The following is a 16,818-nucleotide window of genomic DNA, read 5'->3' as shown; positions in this document are numbered from 1 at the left end:
GAAGCTTAAGTATCCTGTCTATGCAAGTTGTGTTTCTGTATTGACGACTTGTGGGGGTGCCTGCTCATAGAGCACATGGACAGGGTCAAAGATGTCTTCGAACTGGTTCAGCGGTGACAATGGCTGCTCGATGTCACCTCCGATGCCGAAGTATGTGAGGCCGGCGTCGCGCACTGCCTGCGCATTCAGAAGATTGCGCCCGTCCAGAACGATTGGAAATCTTAGAAGTTTACGAACGCGAGCGAAATCTAGATTTGCGAACTCTGGCCACTCAGTAAGAACAATCAGGGCGTCTGCCCCTGTGCAGGCCGAATAAGCATCCGGGGTGAAGGTGGCGGTCCCTTCAGGGAGCAATGCTGCTGCGCGTTTCATTGCGGCAGGATCGAAAGCGCGGACCTCCGCTCCTTGAGCTCTAAGGCTCAGGATGATATCCAAAGCCGGGGAGTCTCGGACATCGTCCGTGCCTCCCTTGAATGCCATGCCGAGGACTGCAAGTTTCTTGCCGCGTAACGTCCATAGTGCGTTTCGAATTTTAGCTATGAACAGTGATTTCTGTGTTTCGTTGATAGCAATGACTTCCGTTAGCAGGTTAAAGTCGTAACCAACGCTTCGTGCCACTGAGCGAAATGCCAAGACATCTTTCGGGAAGCAGGATCCTCCGTAACCTATGCCTGGATTGAGGAACCGAGGACCAATTCGGGAGTCCGCCCCGAGGCCTTCCGAAACCTGCCGTACGTCCGCTCCGACCCGCTCACATACGATCGAAACGGCATTGATGAAGGAAATCTTCAGGGCAAGAAAGGCATTCGAGGCGTGCTTAATTAACTCTGCACTCTTGACGCTCGAGATAATCAGCTTTGTAGATGTACACGTCGAACCTTTGATCGCATCCGGAGATAGGTAATAGCTTCCGTTCAAGATGGGAGCATAAATCTGCGTCATGATTGAATGGCTCCGCTGATCCGGAACGCCGAGCAGGATGCGATCAGGAAAAAGGAAATCACTGACGGCAGTTCCTTCACGAAGAAACTCTGGATTAGACGCGACACTGAAATCCATCGGACTGACCCCACTTAGTAGGAGTGTGCGCGAAACGGCCTCACACGTGCCGACAGGCACCGTGCTTTTCTCGACAATCACTTTGGGGCCGTTCAGTAGATGTGCAATCTCTCGTGCTACCCCTTCAACATAGGAAAGGTCTGCTTCTCCATTAGGAGAAGGTGGCGTTCCAACACAGATAAAAATTGCCTCGCAGAACCGAACGGCTTCGCCAAGATCACTGGAGAAATTTAGACGTTGGCCCAGGTGACGTTCAAGCAGCAAAGGAAGGTGCTCCTCGTGAATCGGTATCTCACCTGCGCTTAGCCTTCGAATCTTGTCAGAATCATTATCCACACAGATAACATCATGTCCGATCTCCGCGAAGCAAGCCGCGGAGACCAAGCCAACGTACCCAGCACCAACAACCGATATTTTCATAAATGATCTCCAAGGCTAGTAGATCTAAAAGATTGCAGGGGATTGCTTACTCGTAAAGGGATTTACGTGCAACGCTTATATTTCCTTTAGTAAATCTGAGAGCGAAACCTTAAGCCCGAGTGCCAATACTTCTAACATGGGTAATGAGATTGCTTTGCGACCTCTCTCCACATCGCTGATATAGCTGCGATCTATTCCAAATTCGATTGCCATACGCAACTGAGTAAGGCTTCGTTCTAATCGTAGCTGCCTGAGTCGAACACCAAACCGACCACTCACATCCATTGGAGTTTGGTATCTCGCTTCTGAACCCTTATATGCTAGTTTCGGGGATCGTGACGCTTTGAATAATTCATCCGCCATTTCCTAAACTTCTCCGATTTTTAGATCATAAACAAAGTGGGTGCTGTCCAATACTGCTGCCAGACGATCTTGCCTTCAACTAATCCTGTATGCGCCGCACGCGCTACTCAGAGACGCTACCCAGGCCCTATCACGGCGGACGGCCTTACTCCATCTGTAGGAAAACTCTTACCGAGAAGTTGAAGCAAAAGTAGCAGCAGATAGTGAGGATTCAGGTAGAGGTATCTTCGCCATAACCGTTTTGGTTCCTGCTTGAGTCGATACAGCCACTCTAATCCGTATTTTTGCAGCAAGGGAGGGGACTGGGGAAGTTGATCCGCAATAAATGCAAATGCCGCACCAACAGCGATAAGCGGCATGGAGATGAGTTCACGCATCTCGTAGGCGAAGATCTCCTGTCGAGGACAACCTAACCCCACAAACAGCAGCTTCGCTCCTGATTCTCTGATACGCATCGAAAGTTCTAAACGTTCGTTATTGTCCAGTGGTCGAAAGCGCGATGGCTCATATCCAGCTACCACCAGGCGCGGGAAGAGTGATTTTACTTTATCTAAGAGGCCGTGAAGGATCTCCGGATTTGTTCCGTAGAAATAGACTGGCACACTTTCGTCTGCTGCAGCTCGCAGTAGGCGTAAGGTGAGTGAGGGTCCGTAGACCCTGTCCGCAAGTTTAGTCCTGTAAAGGAGGTTTAGAGCCCAGCGCACTGGCTGGCCATCAGGTACAACAAGATCAAAAGAGTTCAGTCGATATTTATGGGCAGCATCTTGAACTCCGGTCATGACCCCATGTACGGCCAACGCTGACACTGCGAAAGGCCGGCCTTGCTTCGCGGCTTCTATAATAGAGGTCGTCGCCGCGTCATAATCTACGGCGCTAATCATGATGCCAACAACATTATTCCTGCCCTTGTTGATCAAGCTGCTACCCCTTCCCGAATTTCCTGAAGCCAGCGCGCAGAGTTATATTCGTAGCTTTCCCTTAGAATGTCGGCGATGTTATAGGTGAGCCTCCAGTTCGGGTAGTGTGACTGAAATTTGGACAGATCTCCGACCCACCACATGTGGTCGCCCATGCGATTACCCTCTTTGTAGCTTGTACTCATCGTGGTTCCTGAGATTTGCTCGCAGATCTCAATAGCCTCGAGCATTGAGCAGTTGCTGAAGCGTCCGCCGCCGATATTGTAGATTTCACCTGAGCGCGGCGCGCTGAAGAAGGCATCGAAGGCTTGGATGAGATCGTAGCTGTGGATATTATCCCGAACCTGTTTGCCCTTGTATCCAAAGATATTGTAAGAAGTCCGGGTAACACAGCACTTCATTAGATAGGCTAAAAATCCATGAAGCTGGGTACCAGAGTGCGCTGGTCCCGTGAGACAACCCCCGCGAAAACATGCGGTTTTCATGTCGAAATAGCGTCCATACTCCTGAACCATGATGTCGGCTGCCACTTTGGAGGCCCCGAAAACAGAGTGCATCGTGTTGTCAATCGACATTTGTTCGTCAATGCCTATTGCATAAGGATGCTTTGGGTCTATCTCCCAACGGGTTTCGTGCTCTACCAGCGGAAGACGGTTGGGAGAATCTCCATAGACCTTGTTTGTGGACGTGAAGATGAAGACAGCGTTTGGGCAGTACTGACGAGTGGCCTCAAGCATCGTAAGTGTTCCAAGTGCGTTGACTCCGAAGTCCGTAAATGGGTCGCGGGCGGCCCAATCATGAGAAGGCTGAGCAGCTGTATGGATGACTAGTTTAATCTCCTCGCCATGCTCTCGGAAAATCCTGAAGATTGACTCTCGATCACGAATGTCGGTTGGACAGTGGCGATAGTTTTGTAGTGTTGCTTTCAACGCATCGCTCATCCGCGATGTGGATGCCTCCTCCCCAAAGAAGACGGATCTCATATCATTATCAATCCCGATGATGTCCATACCCTTAGCCGCAAAATGCTTGCAAGCTTCGGATCCTATAAGGCCTGCAGAACCAGTTACTATTCCTATACTCATCTCGTCTCCTCTATGCTGGGCTAAGTGTGGTACTGAGTGCTTTAGGAAGCGTGTTAGGTTCCGTGCATTGCAAACAGTAGTGTGTGGAAGATAATCGCAATATCCATGAATACGGATCTGTGCTTGATGTAATAAAGGTCGTAGTGGAGATTGTCATGAATAGGCCGGCAGCGATCAGCGCTGATCTGCCATATGCCTGTAAGGCCAGGCTTGACTGTAAGCCGCTGACTTTGTTCGACAGTGTACTGGTCGACTATGAACGGCATTTCTGGCCGCGGGCCGACGAAGCCCATGGACCCATGAAGAATATTAAGAAGTTGTGGCAGTTCATCAATGCTAGATTTGCGAAGCCATCTGCCGACCCTTGTAATACGGGGATCAAGGGTGTTCCTGGGACTGACGCCATCACCACATTGGGCAGCATGCATTGTGCGGAACTTGAATATACGGAAGGGATGCCCATGCTTCCCGATGCGTACCTGCCGGAAAAATATTGGACCAGGAGAGTCGATCTTAATAAGTACGGAGATCAGTGCAAAGAGGGGTGTGAAGGCCGTGATTGCAATGCAACTCACAATGAGGTCAAAGATTCTCGATGCAGCTTCGTGAAGGTGTTTTCGTCTTGGCCTGTGAACGTTGTAAAGCAGTTGTCCATCCAGATCAACGTAGTCGACCTCTCCAAACTCCATTGCTTTCGGATCGGCTGCGAAGGCCACGGCCGCACCGGCACTCTCACTCTCCTGGAGAATGAACTGTATTTCTTCTTCAGAGTTGGGTCTTGAAGCTACGATCACAAGGTCTGCCCTGTGATTACGAATCAGGGATTCGCGGAAAGCCGCACCCGTACTTACAAGAAAGCGTCTGCGACGATATGAGCTTTCGTGAATATGCAGACCTTCGTTGCCACTGCCATCGTCGATGATTGCAACGGGAAGCAGGCCCAATTTGGGGGAACGGGAGAGTGCAGAGTAGAGCATTCTGCCATTCCATCCTGCGCCATATATCAGGACGCGACTCATGCCATAGACTTTTTTACGAAAAGAACCCAGGGCTGAATGCATTAGGTGTCTTTGCACAATGAGACAGATCGCGAGAGTTGGAATCTCAGCGCCGCAGAGCGCTGCCCAGCTGTGATTTCCGAAGAGAAACAGGCACGGGAGAAGGACGAAGGCGCTGAGGGTGGCTGCTTCTAAGATCGATGCGGTCTCTCGAACTTGGAGCAGTCCGCCGCTAGCCTTGTAAGCTCCGGCGCGATCCAACAAGAGAACGGCGACGCAAGACACCAGTAGTCCAACAGCAACTACGTGGCGCATCGGCTGAGCCATAAAACTGGGGTGAGATATGCGATGAAATATATAGTAGATGGTGGCGAAAGATAGACAAGCCGTAACAAGATCAATCGCTATCTCAAGAGCGTGCATATATGGCAACGCTTTAAGGGTGTCTCCGTATGCCTGCCGGCTTCCGGATTCCCTTACGTGTGGCAGGGGATTGTTGAGTGTTGTTGAGAGCAACTAGGTACCTCGTCAATCCCGGTGTTGCTGGGACTAGTAGATATCAGCAGGAAAGGTGAAGTGATACATGCAGTGGCTAGATCGCCATTGCTCCAAAGGGAACTATTGAGACCGATGCTGCTGTTGAGCTACAGCTAGCTTGTGCAGGTTGCCAGCGGAAGGCTCTTTCTTCTTTACTGAATCAACTATGCCGTATGGAGTTCAAGACCGTGTCGGCAACAAGCCTCATTCGGGTTATCCCCTACAAAGTAACAACGGTGTGATTACTAGCATGCGCGTTGATTAGCTAGCTACAGATTACTTAACAGTAGGTCGGTCGATCAGGGATGTTGCTCGTTTGGGAAATATCGGCGATGGCCGACGCTCTGCAGGTGGCTAATCGGAGATAGTGACAGTAGGTTGTTTTGACTCTCACAACGAGGTTCTCTATGAAAGGCACAATTTTTGCAGCAGCGCTACTAGTCACACAAGTCGCATTCGCTTCCAATGGTTTGGATAAGTTAGGGACATCTGCGGCGAGCTTCCAGCTACAAGATGAAACAACGACTCCGACCGGGATACTACAGGCGGGAGGCTACTCCATCCGCATCAGCGACCATCTGGCCGACCGGGTCGTTATTGAAGTTCAGAGCAAGGAGGGTGGCGTCAGCCAGAAGTTTCTTGGTGTGCCTGCAAAGAACATATCGAACTCATCGCCAGCCGGGCCGGTTGTAGTGGCCGGTAGTGAGGGGAAGCCAGCACTTCGTGGATTCGCATTTGCGAAAAATAGTGTCATCGAATTTGTATATCCGAAGAACGATGCGGTCGCCTTGGCGAAGGCGAGCGGATCCACAGTTCTGGCTATCGATCCGGCATCGGAAGGTATGACTTCGGCTGAGGGACTAAGTGCAGAAGATCGCCGAATTGTAACGCTTTGGATGTTGACCCCGACGCCCGTCGGCTCTAACGATTCGCAGGCGGCAATCAAAGCGGCTAAGTACCAGGCTCCATCTGATAGCGGCAGGTTGGCGGAGGTAAAGCCTGCAGTCCTGGCTCGACTACCTAAGACTGCGAGCGACTATCCACTTCTGTGTGTTTTCGGATTCTGTGCATTCGGGGCAGCGATGCTTATGACCTTCGTTCGCGTGCGCAGCGCGGTGAGCTGATCTTGAAGAAGCACTTCAACAGCGTGTTGGAAGCGATACTGTGGGGCTCGGCGCTTCTATGCGGGCTGTGCTGGCTTTCCGTGAGGCTGCAGGCCGATGTGTCACAAAGGTCTGCTGCACAGATCGGGTCATCGCGGGAGGAGAACTCCCAGATTTCAGGCGACCCGGTTCGGAGAATCGATACAATTCCCGTCGAGAACAGCGACACGCCTGCGACAAGTACGGTGATGGGCCGATTGGAGATAGCTTCAATCGGCCTTACTGTACCTGTACTTGATGATTTCGATCCTGCGTCTTTGCGAAAGGGTGTCGGGCATATTCATGGCACGGCTATGCCCGGAGGCCTCGGGAACATGGCTCTCGCAGGGCATCGCGATACGTTTTTTCGGCCGCTTCGGAACATCAGGAATGGGATGATTATGTCTGTGTTTACGCGGAATGGTCGCTACGACTACCAGGTTGATTCAACACAGGTCGTCGTGCCTGATGAGGTAGAGGTTCTGGCAATCCACGATGTTCCTGAGTTGACTCTCATTACGTGCTTTCCTTTTGACTACATTGGCTCCGCCCCGCAACGCTTTATTGTCCGTGCGCACATTCGGTCCATTGAGCCGTCGATGTCGCATCACGACTAGATGTAGATGGTCTGGATACCTTCCTCACATTCTCAGGTTGCCGTTATCTTCTGTTTATCGTTGCGCGGCTTCCAGCCATAGATCGACACGGAGTTGTTCAGAAAGAATTTACGTGCGGCAATGACGCTGTGGGTGGCCAGGTAGCTTCTGGCGACCGCAAACACATCGTTGAGCGGAGTAAGTTGATCACTATTTGGCCAGTCGCTCCCGAAAAAGAGACGGTCTTCACCGAAGAGCTCCCATAGAGTATCGAGCCAACCCTTATAGCCGGAGAGTACGAGTGGGACCGAATCACCGACCTTCCTAAGGATCTCTGATCCCTTGATAAATACTCGCGGAGACTCGCTTAGCTGTTTGAGTGTAGAGAGATACTGCGAACGTATAGCGCGATCTTCTGGAGGAAGCGCCTGGGGGAGGTGGTCGATGACGATGCGAAGTTCAGGGATCGTCCGGGTAATGCGCAGCAGGTCTGAGACAAGCTGAGGTGTCGGATTTGCGCTCTCCAGAACAAGGCTGTGGTGAGCGAGCTTACGTAGATTGGCTAGGAACATAGGATTGGTGATCTGAGCACCTAAGTCGCGATTCCAGAGATTGCCGTAGCGGATGCCTCGAAAAAGAGGATTGTCTGCCAGCCGATCCAATTGGGCAGGGAAGCCCTTATCTGCAGGATCAAGGTCACCAATTACACCAACGACGATCTCGTTGTCTGCTGCCGTACGTAGAAGCCAGTCATTGTCTGAGAGGAGGGGACTGCACTCTACTGCAACGGCGGCTATGACACCCTCTGGCCGTGCCAAGGCACTATAGCGTGCGGGTAGAGCAGGACGGTAGAGCACGGTATCCGTGGGGCTAGGCCATGGCACTCCACCCGGCCGGGTAGGGTCAAATAGATGAATATGTGCGTCGACAATCGAAAGATCGCCATTGAAGCCAAACCGAGTGACGAGCGACGGCAGAGCTTGAGTACTGGCCATCGCTGCACCATGATGGACGAAGCGACGACGTGACATGTTAGTCATTGGGTCATCTTAGGCTGCGTTGATCAGGCTCCGACGACTCCCGTTAGACCAAGGCGAACTACTTACTGGCCTCTCGCGCCTCCTTGAACTTTGCCGAGCTGAGCAGCATCCAGCGAGGTAGCTGTAGACTCCTCACGAAGTAAGCGTACAGGTCCGAGCAAGCCAGCAGGAACCAATGGTGTATCAGCCTTATATGGATTGCGAGCGGTGAAGGTGTACTTCTTCGTAGCATTCGGCTGGGCATCTCCTATGAGGCGATTGACCCAAAGGTTTGCGACACGGATCTCCAGCAGGTTGTCTCCTGAATGCAGAGCAGCAGTAACATCGATACGATATGGCGGTTTCCACACCGTTCCAAGTGCCTTGCCGTTCACCGAAACCTCGGCCAGATTTGCTACATCGCCAAGATCAAGATGAATCGCGCTGTGGCCTTGGAACCACTCTGGAGGCGCCATGATGTGCCTGCTATAGGTGCCGTGTCCGGTGAAGTAGCGGATGCCCGGGTCGGTCTGGTCGCTCCATGAGCCGAGACTGGTGAGTTGAAGTGTCTCTGGTTCGCCTCGCTTTTCATCAAAGTGAACCTGCCAGGGTCCAGACATCGTGGCGAGTTCGGTCTCGGTTCGCTTCGGCTCAGGTCGTAAGCTTTCCTTCGTCCCATGCCGAAAGACGACGAAGACGGTGCCCCACGGCTCGAGAGACAAGGGCAATGAGGTTCGCCCGTTACTGGCTACAAAACCAACCGGTGCGATGACGCCGGTATCGGGATGGAATAGTTCGGGAGCCTTGCCTGTGATTCGAAAGCTGGCGTTGGTATCAATCGCCTGAGCGGAACGGTTATCAACAAAGTAGATATCGGCGCCTGCAGTGCGGCGATGCACAAAAAGGATCTCGCTATTCGGAGCGGCCTTCGTGTACGTCGTGTCAGCGGCGACATCGAGAGACTTGAGCGCGGCATCCACAGTATCGCTGGAGAGAACACGACCCTTACCAACTTTGCGGTCCGACTCGCTGCCCGATCCCCATAGTTCACGAACGGCTGCAGAGAAGGCGGCCGTGTCGTCGGCGAGGGAAGGATCGTCGGTCGGTGCTTTACCAATAACAATGGCACCTTGCTTCACAAGTTCCTGGATGCGGTGGAGGACGGGCAGCGACATATGTCCGGCATACTTGTCGAGAACAAGGACACGGTACCGCATGCCGCTGTCGGTGACGAGTGACTCTTTGTCCACACGAAGCTTGTGCTCGAGTATGTCGGCGTTCACGTAATCGTAGTTATAGCCGGAAGGAACGTCGGGTGCGTGGTCGCCAAAGATAGCAGTGACATTGCTGTCTTCACCATAGTAGTAGGCGATATCCGCGACGAAGCTGCCCTGCTGAAGCATGTAGGAGGCGCGCGAAAGATAAGTGATCCATGGGGTCGCTTGTTCGGCCCAGTTTTCGTTGCGGTTGAACCACTGACCGAAAGGTCCAAGGGTGAGACCCGGGGCAGGGCTGCCGGTATTTGACCCGCCGGGTCCGGTGAGTGGCTGATGAACGGAGGAATGAATCACGAATCTATTGAGACCCATGGCTAGTTCTTTGTCTGCAGTGGGCTTGAGCGTGGCCGGCGACCAGCCCCAAGGATTTGCTGCCGCGGTCATAGATTCAGCAGCAACAAAAGGGCGGCCATAGATATGTGCTACGGAAGCAGATTCGCGAATGTCGGCGTTGTAGCCAAAGTTATTCTCGTTGACGCCTGGACGCTGCACCCACATGGCGGACATGGGCACATCATCAGCTCGCTTCATCTCCATTCCATCGCCGATGGTTGCCCTGCCGGACTCGTGGGATTCGCCATACTGCCCCATTCCTCGGGCATGGAGCAAATCCGCGATGACCGCGTAGTGATTCTCGGCAAGGAGTTCCTCGATGGTGCGGCGGTAGTCCCACAGGAAATGGTCACTATCGGCTGAGCTGCCGATCACACGGCCGGCCAAGGCAGGGAGCCATGGTGTCGCGTCATAGCCTCGACGCTTGCGGAACTCTGCGAGCATATCGTTGGTCCAGTTCTGGGTGCCTGCCTCCCAGGAGTCGGTGATCACAAAACGCAGTCCCTTGCCGTGGCCCTCGGTGCCCATGTTTCCGCCGGTAGCATCTTTGTAGTTATCAAGATAGTGAGCGAAATAGGCCTGCACATCAGCACGGTTCAGCTTGTCGACTTCAGGTCCCGTAGCTTCAGGCGGTGCAGGATGATTTGTGATGCCCGTTATTGAATAGCCCATGCGGAGCACAGTCCAGCGCCCGGCAGGAGGTGTCCAGTCAAGGGTGCCGTCCGCAGCCATCTTTGCGGTGAGATCGACGATGTCGCTCTTTGCGATGGCAGTGTTGGGCGCGGCCTGCGGAGTAGCGAAAGCGTAAAGATCGGGCAGGGCTGCGAAGGCTGCTTTCTCCTCGAAGCGATGAATGCGCGGACCAGTGTGTAACTGGAACTCGGCGACGCTGTGCATCGGTGGGCCCTTCGATGCACCTCCACCAAACTCGCTGAGGTCGATATCACCTTGCATGTTCGATCGCGGCGGTCTTTCAGCATAGGAGAGCCGGAAGAAACGAGCGGTGATTGGCGCAAAGCTGAGGGTATGCTCGGCGGCACCGGCAAGTGGCATCCGGACTATGTCGGTGAAGTTCACGCCGTCTGTACTGCTTTGCAGCATCGGGCCTTCACTGGTCTCGCCGCGGAACTGCTGCATTGGATCACCGGGGCCGCCTGGAACGTAGGTGACCGCCTGGATCGCAACTGGCTGCGGAAATTCATAGAGCAACCATCCAGTCTGGCCAGGTGCGGCAGCAGGGAAGCTGACACTGTTATTCAGGTCGTTATCCCAAAGCTTTCTACCGTCGACCGACGTATTGCTGGAGGTCGAGAGTTTCGGGTTTAGAACCGACATCGGCTGTTCGATCGCAGGTTCGCGTATCGCGATCGTGGCAATGTCGGCTCCGAAGTCCTTAGACGTGGGTGGAGCGTCGCCCCCACCCATCGCACCCATCAGATCGTTCTGCGCCAGATTGCCAAAGGGACCGGTCTGGCTCGGCGGTGGAGGCAGGACGCCATGGAAGGGTTTACCGCCCTCAATCGTGGTCTCGCTCCAAGTTACCTTCTTCATGGCCTGATCGGGTTTTACCCAAGGGCCGCCAGTTTCGCTCCAGCCGGGCGAACCGGCAACAGCCATCTCGAAGCCATAGGAATCGCCTTTGTCGATAGCAAATTTAAAGGCGTCTTTCCATCCGGGTGTCATGTAGATCAGCCGATTGTCGACGACCTTAGGCGTGTTCAACGCGGCATCGAAGTTTTGAAAACCCGCGATACCGACGCGATGCATCCAGTCGAGATCCTGCCCGATACCTTCTTTGGTGATATTGCCGTTCATCCAATGCCACCAGACCCGTGGTCGAGCCGCAGCGGGCGGGGCAAGGAAGCCTTGCGCAAGAGCGTCATTCGGTGCGACGGCAGGCTGCTGTGCGAGAGCCGGCGAGACGAGGCAGGCTGCGAGCGCAAGGGCAGCTGAATTACGACGAGCATATTTCAGACTAGTGCGTGACATCGACGACCTCTGAGTTCGCAAAAGAATATGAAAGGTGCCTCTGGTGCTGCAAGATGCGATCAGCAGAACCCGGCAATTTCTGTATTCCGTAGACACTGGTTTTTACCCCCGCGATGACAGTGCTGTCAATACGCAAGATGTTCTCCAACAGAAACAGCAAATTACAGAGTCGATTGTTGCTTTGTAAATCTCTAGAGAAGGTGCTCCGCGGCGCACACACCTGGACACCTGGGTATGCCATCCCCACGCGATGAGTCTTCACTCCACGATCCGACATGCTTGCTGGCTACTTTCGCTACCGAGGGTGACGGGAGCATGGATTCGAAAGCCGGTTTGATCAATCAGAATGGACCAATTCCAACGGCCAAGTTTCGCTTGACACCTGCTGACGGGCAAGCCTATTATCCGCGTGCATCTTCTATTGAATAAGTTTTTCATTGAAACGAGGCCTCCCTCCATGAAGCATCTCCGGTTCCTGAGCTATATGGTTTTAGCAACACTGTTCATGGCTTTACCCGTCTTAGGAATTCTTGCTCAAGGGAACCTAGGCGCGATTCGCGGAACAATTTTAGATTCGACAGGGGCTGCGATTGGAGCCGCAAATATTGTTATTACGAGTGAGAGCACCGGAGCAGTGAGGACACTTAGCACCTCAGATGGCGGGTTCTACTCTGTCGATGCTCTTACGCCCGGACTCTATAGCGTTAAGATTGCCCGTGACGGCTTCAGTCAGGTTACCGTGCAACACGTACAGGTCGATCCTGGCCAAACTAGAGAGACGAGTGTCACGCTGAAGGTTGGTAATGCGGGCGAATCGATCAGTGTTACAGCCGATGCGCTCGCTGTTGAAACACAGGACTCAGGTTCCGGTGGGACGATCACTGCCAAACAAGTCGAAAATCTAATGCTGAATGGTCGAAACTTTCAGTCTATGGGCCAACTTATTCCAGGGGTCAGCAGTACAGCAGGCAACAATCAACAGAGCGCGGGCGGGTTGACTGGCGGCACAACACTCATTGTTAACGGTGCGTCGATCGAGTACTCCGTCTATACGTTAGATGGTGTCTACAACATGAATACAGGAAACCTAGCAAACATCAATGTATTGCCGATCGTTGATTCGATAGACGAATTCCGTATCCTCAAGGACAACTACAGCGCCCGCTATGGGTTGGCCGGTTCAGGTCAGGTTGTTGTGCAGACGAAATCAGGCTCCGATACTTTCCACGGCAGCGTTTGGGACTACTTCAGAAACGATGCACTCGATGCCAATCCGTACTTCGCTACAGTAAAATCAAAGCTTCGCCAGAATATCTTCGGGTACTCGTTTGGTGGACCAGTCCGTATTCCCCATCTCTTCAACACTGACGGCAAGCGCAAGACCTTCTTCTTTGCCTCCAACGAATGGCGGCGAATTGAAACTGGCTCGACGGCACAGGGCCTCGTCTTCACCGCTGCACAGAGAGCAGGAACCCTCGCCAATTCTTTGAAGATTGATCCGCTGGGTGTGCAGCAGCTTGCGGCTCGCGGTGCAACTAACTGCGTCACAGGCGCAAACCAGAACATCATCAACCCGACCTGCATCGACCCTAATGCGATAGCCCTTCTAAACGCTCTTAGCAATGGTCCGAACAATCCGAGCAGCTCACTCAACTACATCAACCAGGAGCCGCAGACACTGAGTCAGGATAGCTACAACTATCGACTTGATCATTACGTCACCGATAATGAAATTCTGACCGGCCGTGTGTCGTACGAGCAGGTAAAGAATGGTATTCCTTATAACTCCTTCAACGGAAATATCTTTGCAGCAACGCCGACCACTTACTACACGACGGGGATGAACATGATGGTCCGGCTTAGCTCCACGCTAACACCGCATTTCATCAATACAGCGACAATTGCTGAGACGTATGACAAGCCGCGCATTAACACGACGAACTTTCAACTGCCTGCGGGTGTAACGATTAATCAAGCGTTTCCAACGGCCAACATTGCCAATAAGGCTCCATCCATTAACTTCAGTGGCGGTTACGCGGGCTTCGGGGCAGGCACCCCCGCTATTCACGCCTCGGATGGTGAAGGCATTCTGCAGGATGACGTCAGCTGGACAAAAGGTTCGCATGTACTTCAGTTCGGCGCGCTCTACATTGCCGGAATTAAGAATCAGAATGTGTTCACCGTTCCCGGTGGATCATTCTCCTTCAACGGCGTACGCACCGGAGATCCGGTGGCAGACTATCTCCTCGGTCTCGACTCGACGTATCACCAAGATAGCGGCCAACGTAGTGGTTCCTTCCACTATCGTCAGGGTGAAGCATATGCGCAGGATGATTGGCGTGCGACTCGCAGGCTGACGATCAATGCTGGTTTGCGCTGGGTGTATTTCTCGCCGAATACCAATTCGGGCGATCAGGTATCTTCTTTCTATGCCTCTCAATACACGGCTGCTCAAGCACCGGTGGTAACCCTTGGTGGAGGTTTTCAGAACAACGCTGGTGGCGTTCCTGTTACAACTACGGGTGCAGTGGCTAATCTTGCTACCGGAATTGTCTTTGCTGGACAGAATGGGGTTCCGGACGGCTTCTTCAATGCAGGCCGAAAGAACTTCGCTCCCCGTGTTGGCTTTGCCTTTGACCTGACTGGTGACGGTAAAACTTCAATTCGTGCAGGCTACGGAGTTGGCTACTCTCGCCTTGCAGTCGAAGCTATCTACAACGCCTTCGGACAGAACCCGCCTTACACGCAGAGCTCTAATATCAACTCAGGAACACTGGAGAATCCTACTTCCGGTACTGCCAGTGGAGCGACTCCACAATCTCTCGATGCTGTTGGTCCGAAGTTTACCGCAACTCAGTTGCAGTCTTTTAGCGCTACGTTAGAGCGGCAGTTGTTCCCCAGTGCGGTGCTCAGTGTAGCGTATGCGGGAACACTTTTTCGGCACCAGGATACGTTCGGCTACGACCAGAATCAACCGTCTCGAGTAACTGCTCCTTCACAGCAAACCGCGACCGTGAATTGCACTGCCGGTCAGCAGGCTTCGACGCAGTATGACTTTGATCCGTGCATCAATCAAAATCTCACCAGTGCGAACTACACTCGTCCGTACAAAGGATATTCCAACATTTATACCGAAGCTGGCATCGGCTCCGGCAACTACAACGCGCTGCAAGCGGGTTTCGTTTATCGCAAGAACTCTGTGAACTTAACCGTCGCCTATGCTTATAGCAAATCACTCTCGCAATTTGGTCATGCAAGCAACACCGGCGGCGGTAGCATCGCTGGCGGCGGAGGCACAGGAGTCCAAGACTGGACTAATCTGGCTCCCGAATACGGCTTGTCTGACTTCAATCGTACGCACGCGCTTACCATGTCTGGGGTGTACGACATTCAGGCGTTCCGCCGCACTGGCAACCTGCTCGAACGGCAGATACTGGGAGGCTGGAGTCTCGCAGGTCTGGGTGTCCTCGAGAGTGGGTTCGCCCTGACTCCAGGACTGGCTACCGGTGTGCAAGGCTTAGCCATACGTCCGAATCAAGTCGGTCCGATCACGCTGCTTAAAACAAAGGCGGAGTGGTTCGATACAAGGTCGTTCGTTGCTCCAGCAAATGGTTTTTATGGCAACGCTCGACCGGGTACTATAAAAGGACCACGCGAGATCTCGTTCAACGTGGCCGGGTATAAGACCTTTCCGATTCGAGAGAGGCTCAATGTTCAGTTCCGCGCAGAGGCTTTCAACTTCCTCAATCATCCGAACTTTGGCAATGTAGATACAAGTGTAGGTTCTGGCACCTACGGCCAGATCACTTCTTCGCTCGATCCGAGAGAGCTTGAATTCTCTGCACGCATTACTTTTTAGATGAGACGAGGACGAAAGCTGCGAGTTTGTTTTTTCGTTGCTACAGTCCCATGGCTTTTCTGAAAGAAATAGTAGATGTTACACGAGAAGACTTAGCTGCAATGAGGTCTCGGAGCTAGGACTCGCTTTGCGCAAGGGTTCGAGGGGTAGGCTGTGGCCGAGTCTGCACAGGGCTGTGTGACCTCCGGACTAGAGGTAAAGGTTGTATCTATGCCGGAATCTCCTCAGAGCTATGCGGTTGAAGCGTTCACGACAGTCGGATACTCTTCGACTATTGCGAGAATGATGGCAAGTGCGCGGCCACGGCGATGTTCAAACCATGTAAGCACCGCCCGGGAATAGGCAAGCTGTGCCGTTACCGACAACGCCTGTAAATATAAGTAGATAGGTTCCATAAACTGCGCGATGTGACCACCGAGTGAGGAGAGGAGGCCATGTCACAAGCGAAATCGAGAGTGGAAGGCAGGATGATTCGTCGCGGAGGAAGTCGATCCAGCAGGGAGCCGATTGTAGGGAGCAGACGGCGACGGTAAAAGCGGTATTGGCGAATGCTTGCGATATGGCTTCGCGCTTCCATGCGGAGGTTGTCAAGCGGGGAAAGCTCAAAGAAACATGGAATCTTGCAGGCCATAAATCAGAGTTGTCCTTGACACTTGTTGATGGTCTTATTTTCAATTTTTGATGGATGAGATTGCCAGGCACGCTTATTTTAGAACGCGCTTACGCGGTCAAGCTAGCTACTCGTGGTAGTCGCATTTGTTCTGTCAACGACGGCCTCGATGTCCAAGAGACGCTACATATTGGCCAGGTGATTTGGCGATCGTCTTTTTATGGGATATACGTCAGCAACCATCTCGACCTTCCTGGAAGCCGCTCTTGATTCTCTTGTGGAGCGACCAAGTGGATATTGAGTTCTGAAGAAATGACATACGCTCAATCCGCCTTGTGCTACTTTGAAGTCATACAACATCTTGGGTGCCCGCGAGGGCATAACAGGGAAGCCGGTGCAAGTCCGGCATGGTCCCGCCACTGTGATCAGGAAAAGACCTCTCATGTGCCACTCGGTTTTAGCCGGGGAAGGCGAGAGGTTAGAAGCTGGAATATCAGCTTCACCCGTCAATCAGGAGACCTACCCACGATGAGCTTTTTGATTCTACCCCGCGAGGAAACGGGGCCGATCGCTCATCTGCCCTGAGCTTTTCTGCCTTGTCGCTCTCTGCGGTT

The 16,818-nt window shown here is 53.0% G+C and carries 10 protein-coding genes and 1 riboswitch; of the genes, 3 read left to right on the top strand and 7 right to left on the bottom strand.

Annotated features, from left to right (window positions below; translation table 11 throughout):
* Window positions 1–18 precede the first annotated feature (18 nt).
* The 5 genes from OHL20_RS00520 to OHL20_RS00505 all read right to left on the bottom strand — a co-directional run bounded on the left by OHL20_RS00520 (window position 19) and on the right by OHL20_RS00505 (window position 5,358).
* Window positions 19–1,479: a UDP-glucose dehydrogenase family protein gene (locus OHL20_RS00520; protein WP_263381264.1), complete on the bottom strand. Its 1,461-nt coding sequence runs from the start codon at window positions 1,477–1,479 to the stop codon at window positions 19–21.
* A 75-nt stretch (window positions 1,480–1,554) separates the two neighbouring features.
* Window positions 1,555–1,764: a helix-turn-helix domain-containing protein gene (locus OHL20_RS25095; RefSeq protein WP_396272518.1), complete on the bottom strand. Its 210-nt coding sequence runs from the start codon at window positions 1,762–1,764 to the stop codon at window positions 1,555–1,557.
* 194 nt (window positions 1,765–1,958) lie between these two features.
* Window positions 1,959–2,759: a WecB/TagA/CpsF family glycosyltransferase gene (locus tag OHL20_RS00515; RefSeq protein WP_263381263.1), complete on the bottom strand. Its 801-nt coding sequence runs from the start codon at window positions 2,757–2,759 to the stop codon at window positions 1,959–1,961.
* Window positions 2,756–3,844 carry an NAD-dependent epimerase/dehydratase family protein gene (locus OHL20_RS00510; RefSeq protein ID WP_263381262.1) on the bottom strand — a complete coding sequence of 363 codons (1,089 nt, stop codon included), beginning with the start codon at window positions 3,842–3,844 and terminating at the stop codon, window positions 2,756–2,758. Before OHL20_RS00510 ends, OHL20_RS00515 begins: the two co-directional genes overlap by 4 nt.
* A 53-nt stretch (window positions 3,845–3,897) precedes the next feature.
* Window positions 3,898–5,358, bottom strand: a complete 1,461-nt coding sequence (locus tag OHL20_RS00505; RefSeq protein ID WP_263381261.1) for an exopolysaccharide biosynthesis polyprenyl glycosylphosphotransferase — start codon at window positions 5,356–5,358, stop codon at window positions 3,898–3,900.
* Window positions 5,359–5,786: 428 nt separating this feature from the next.
* Here OHL20_RS00505 and OHL20_RS00500 point away from each other — a divergent pair, with 428 nt between their 5' ends.
* Together OHL20_RS00500 and OHL20_RS00495 are read left to right on the top strand one after the other, a co-directional pair.
* Window positions 5,787–6,503, top strand: a complete 717-nt coding sequence (locus OHL20_RS00500) for a hypothetical protein (protein ID WP_263381260.1) — start codon at window positions 5,787–5,789, stop codon at window positions 6,501–6,503.
* Window positions 6,504–6,505: 2 nt separating this feature from the next.
* On the top strand, window positions 6,506–7,138 hold the full coding sequence (locus OHL20_RS00495; protein ID WP_263381259.1) for a class D sortase: 633 nt from the start codon (window positions 6,506–6,508) through the stop codon (window positions 7,136–7,138).
* A 32-nt stretch (window positions 7,139–7,170) separates the two neighbouring features.
* On the opposite strand, the gene OHL20_RS00490 is transcribed toward OHL20_RS00495, so the two are convergent.
* Together OHL20_RS00490 and OHL20_RS00485 are read right to left on the bottom strand one after the other, a co-directional pair.
* Window positions 7,171–8,157 carry an amidohydrolase family protein gene (locus OHL20_RS00490; RefSeq protein WP_263381258.1) on the bottom strand — a complete coding sequence of 329 codons (987 nt, stop codon included), beginning with the start codon at window positions 8,155–8,157 and terminating at the stop codon, window positions 7,171–7,173.
* 62 nt (window positions 8,158–8,219) lie between these two features.
* Window positions 8,220–11,735 (bottom strand): glycosyl hydrolase, encoded by a 3,516-nt coding sequence (locus OHL20_RS00485; RefSeq protein ID WP_263381257.1) that lies wholly within the window; start codon window positions 11,733–11,735, stop codon window positions 8,220–8,222.
* A 457-nt stretch (window positions 11,736–12,192) separates the two neighbouring features.
* On the opposite strand from OHL20_RS00485, the gene OHL20_RS00480 reads away from it, so the two are divergent.
* A complete protein-coding gene (locus tag OHL20_RS00480; protein WP_263381256.1) occupies window positions 12,193–15,594 on the top strand; it encodes a TonB-dependent receptor in 3,402 nt (1,133 codons plus the stop codon).
* Window positions 15,595–16,550: 956 nt separating this feature from the next.
* A riboswitch (cobalamin riboswitch) is annotated at window positions 16,551–16,745 on the top strand.
* Window positions 16,746–16,818: the final 73 nt, after the last annotated feature.

It is taken from the genome of Granulicella arctica (assembly GCF_025685605.1).
Taxonomy (GTDB): Bacteria; Acidobacteriota; Terriglobia; order Terriglobales; family Acidobacteriaceae; genus Edaphobacter; species Edaphobacter arcticus.
This window is presented reverse-complemented; position numbering and strand designations above follow the sequence as displayed.

Coding starts and splice junctions, on each gene's coding strand:
- OHL20_RS00520 (WP_263381264.1), bottom strand. CDS start 1,479: ATGAAAATATCGGTTGTTGGTGCTGGGTACGTTGGCTTGGTCTCCGCG.
- OHL20_RS00480 (WP_263381256.1), top strand. CDS start 12,193: ATGAAGCATCTCCGGTTCCTGAGCTATATGGTTTTAGCAACACTGTTC.
- OHL20_RS00490 (WP_263381258.1), bottom strand. CDS start 8,157: ATGACTAACATGTCACGTCGTCGCTTCGTCCATCATGGTGCAGCGATG.
- OHL20_RS00485 (WP_263381257.1), bottom strand. CDS start 11,735: ATGTCACGCACTAGTCTGAAATATGCTCGTCGTAATTCAGCTGCCCTT.
- OHL20_RS25095 (WP_396272518.1), bottom strand. CDS start 1,764: ATGGATGTGAGTGGTCGGTTTGGTGTTCGACTCAGGCAGCTACGATTA.
- OHL20_RS00510 (WP_263381262.1), bottom strand. CDS start 3,844: ATGAGTATAGGAATAGTAACTGGTTCTGCAGGCCTTATAGGATCCGAA.
- OHL20_RS00500 (WP_263381260.1), top strand. CDS start 5,787: ATGAAAGGCACAATTTTTGCAGCAGCGCTACTAGTCACACAAGTCGCA.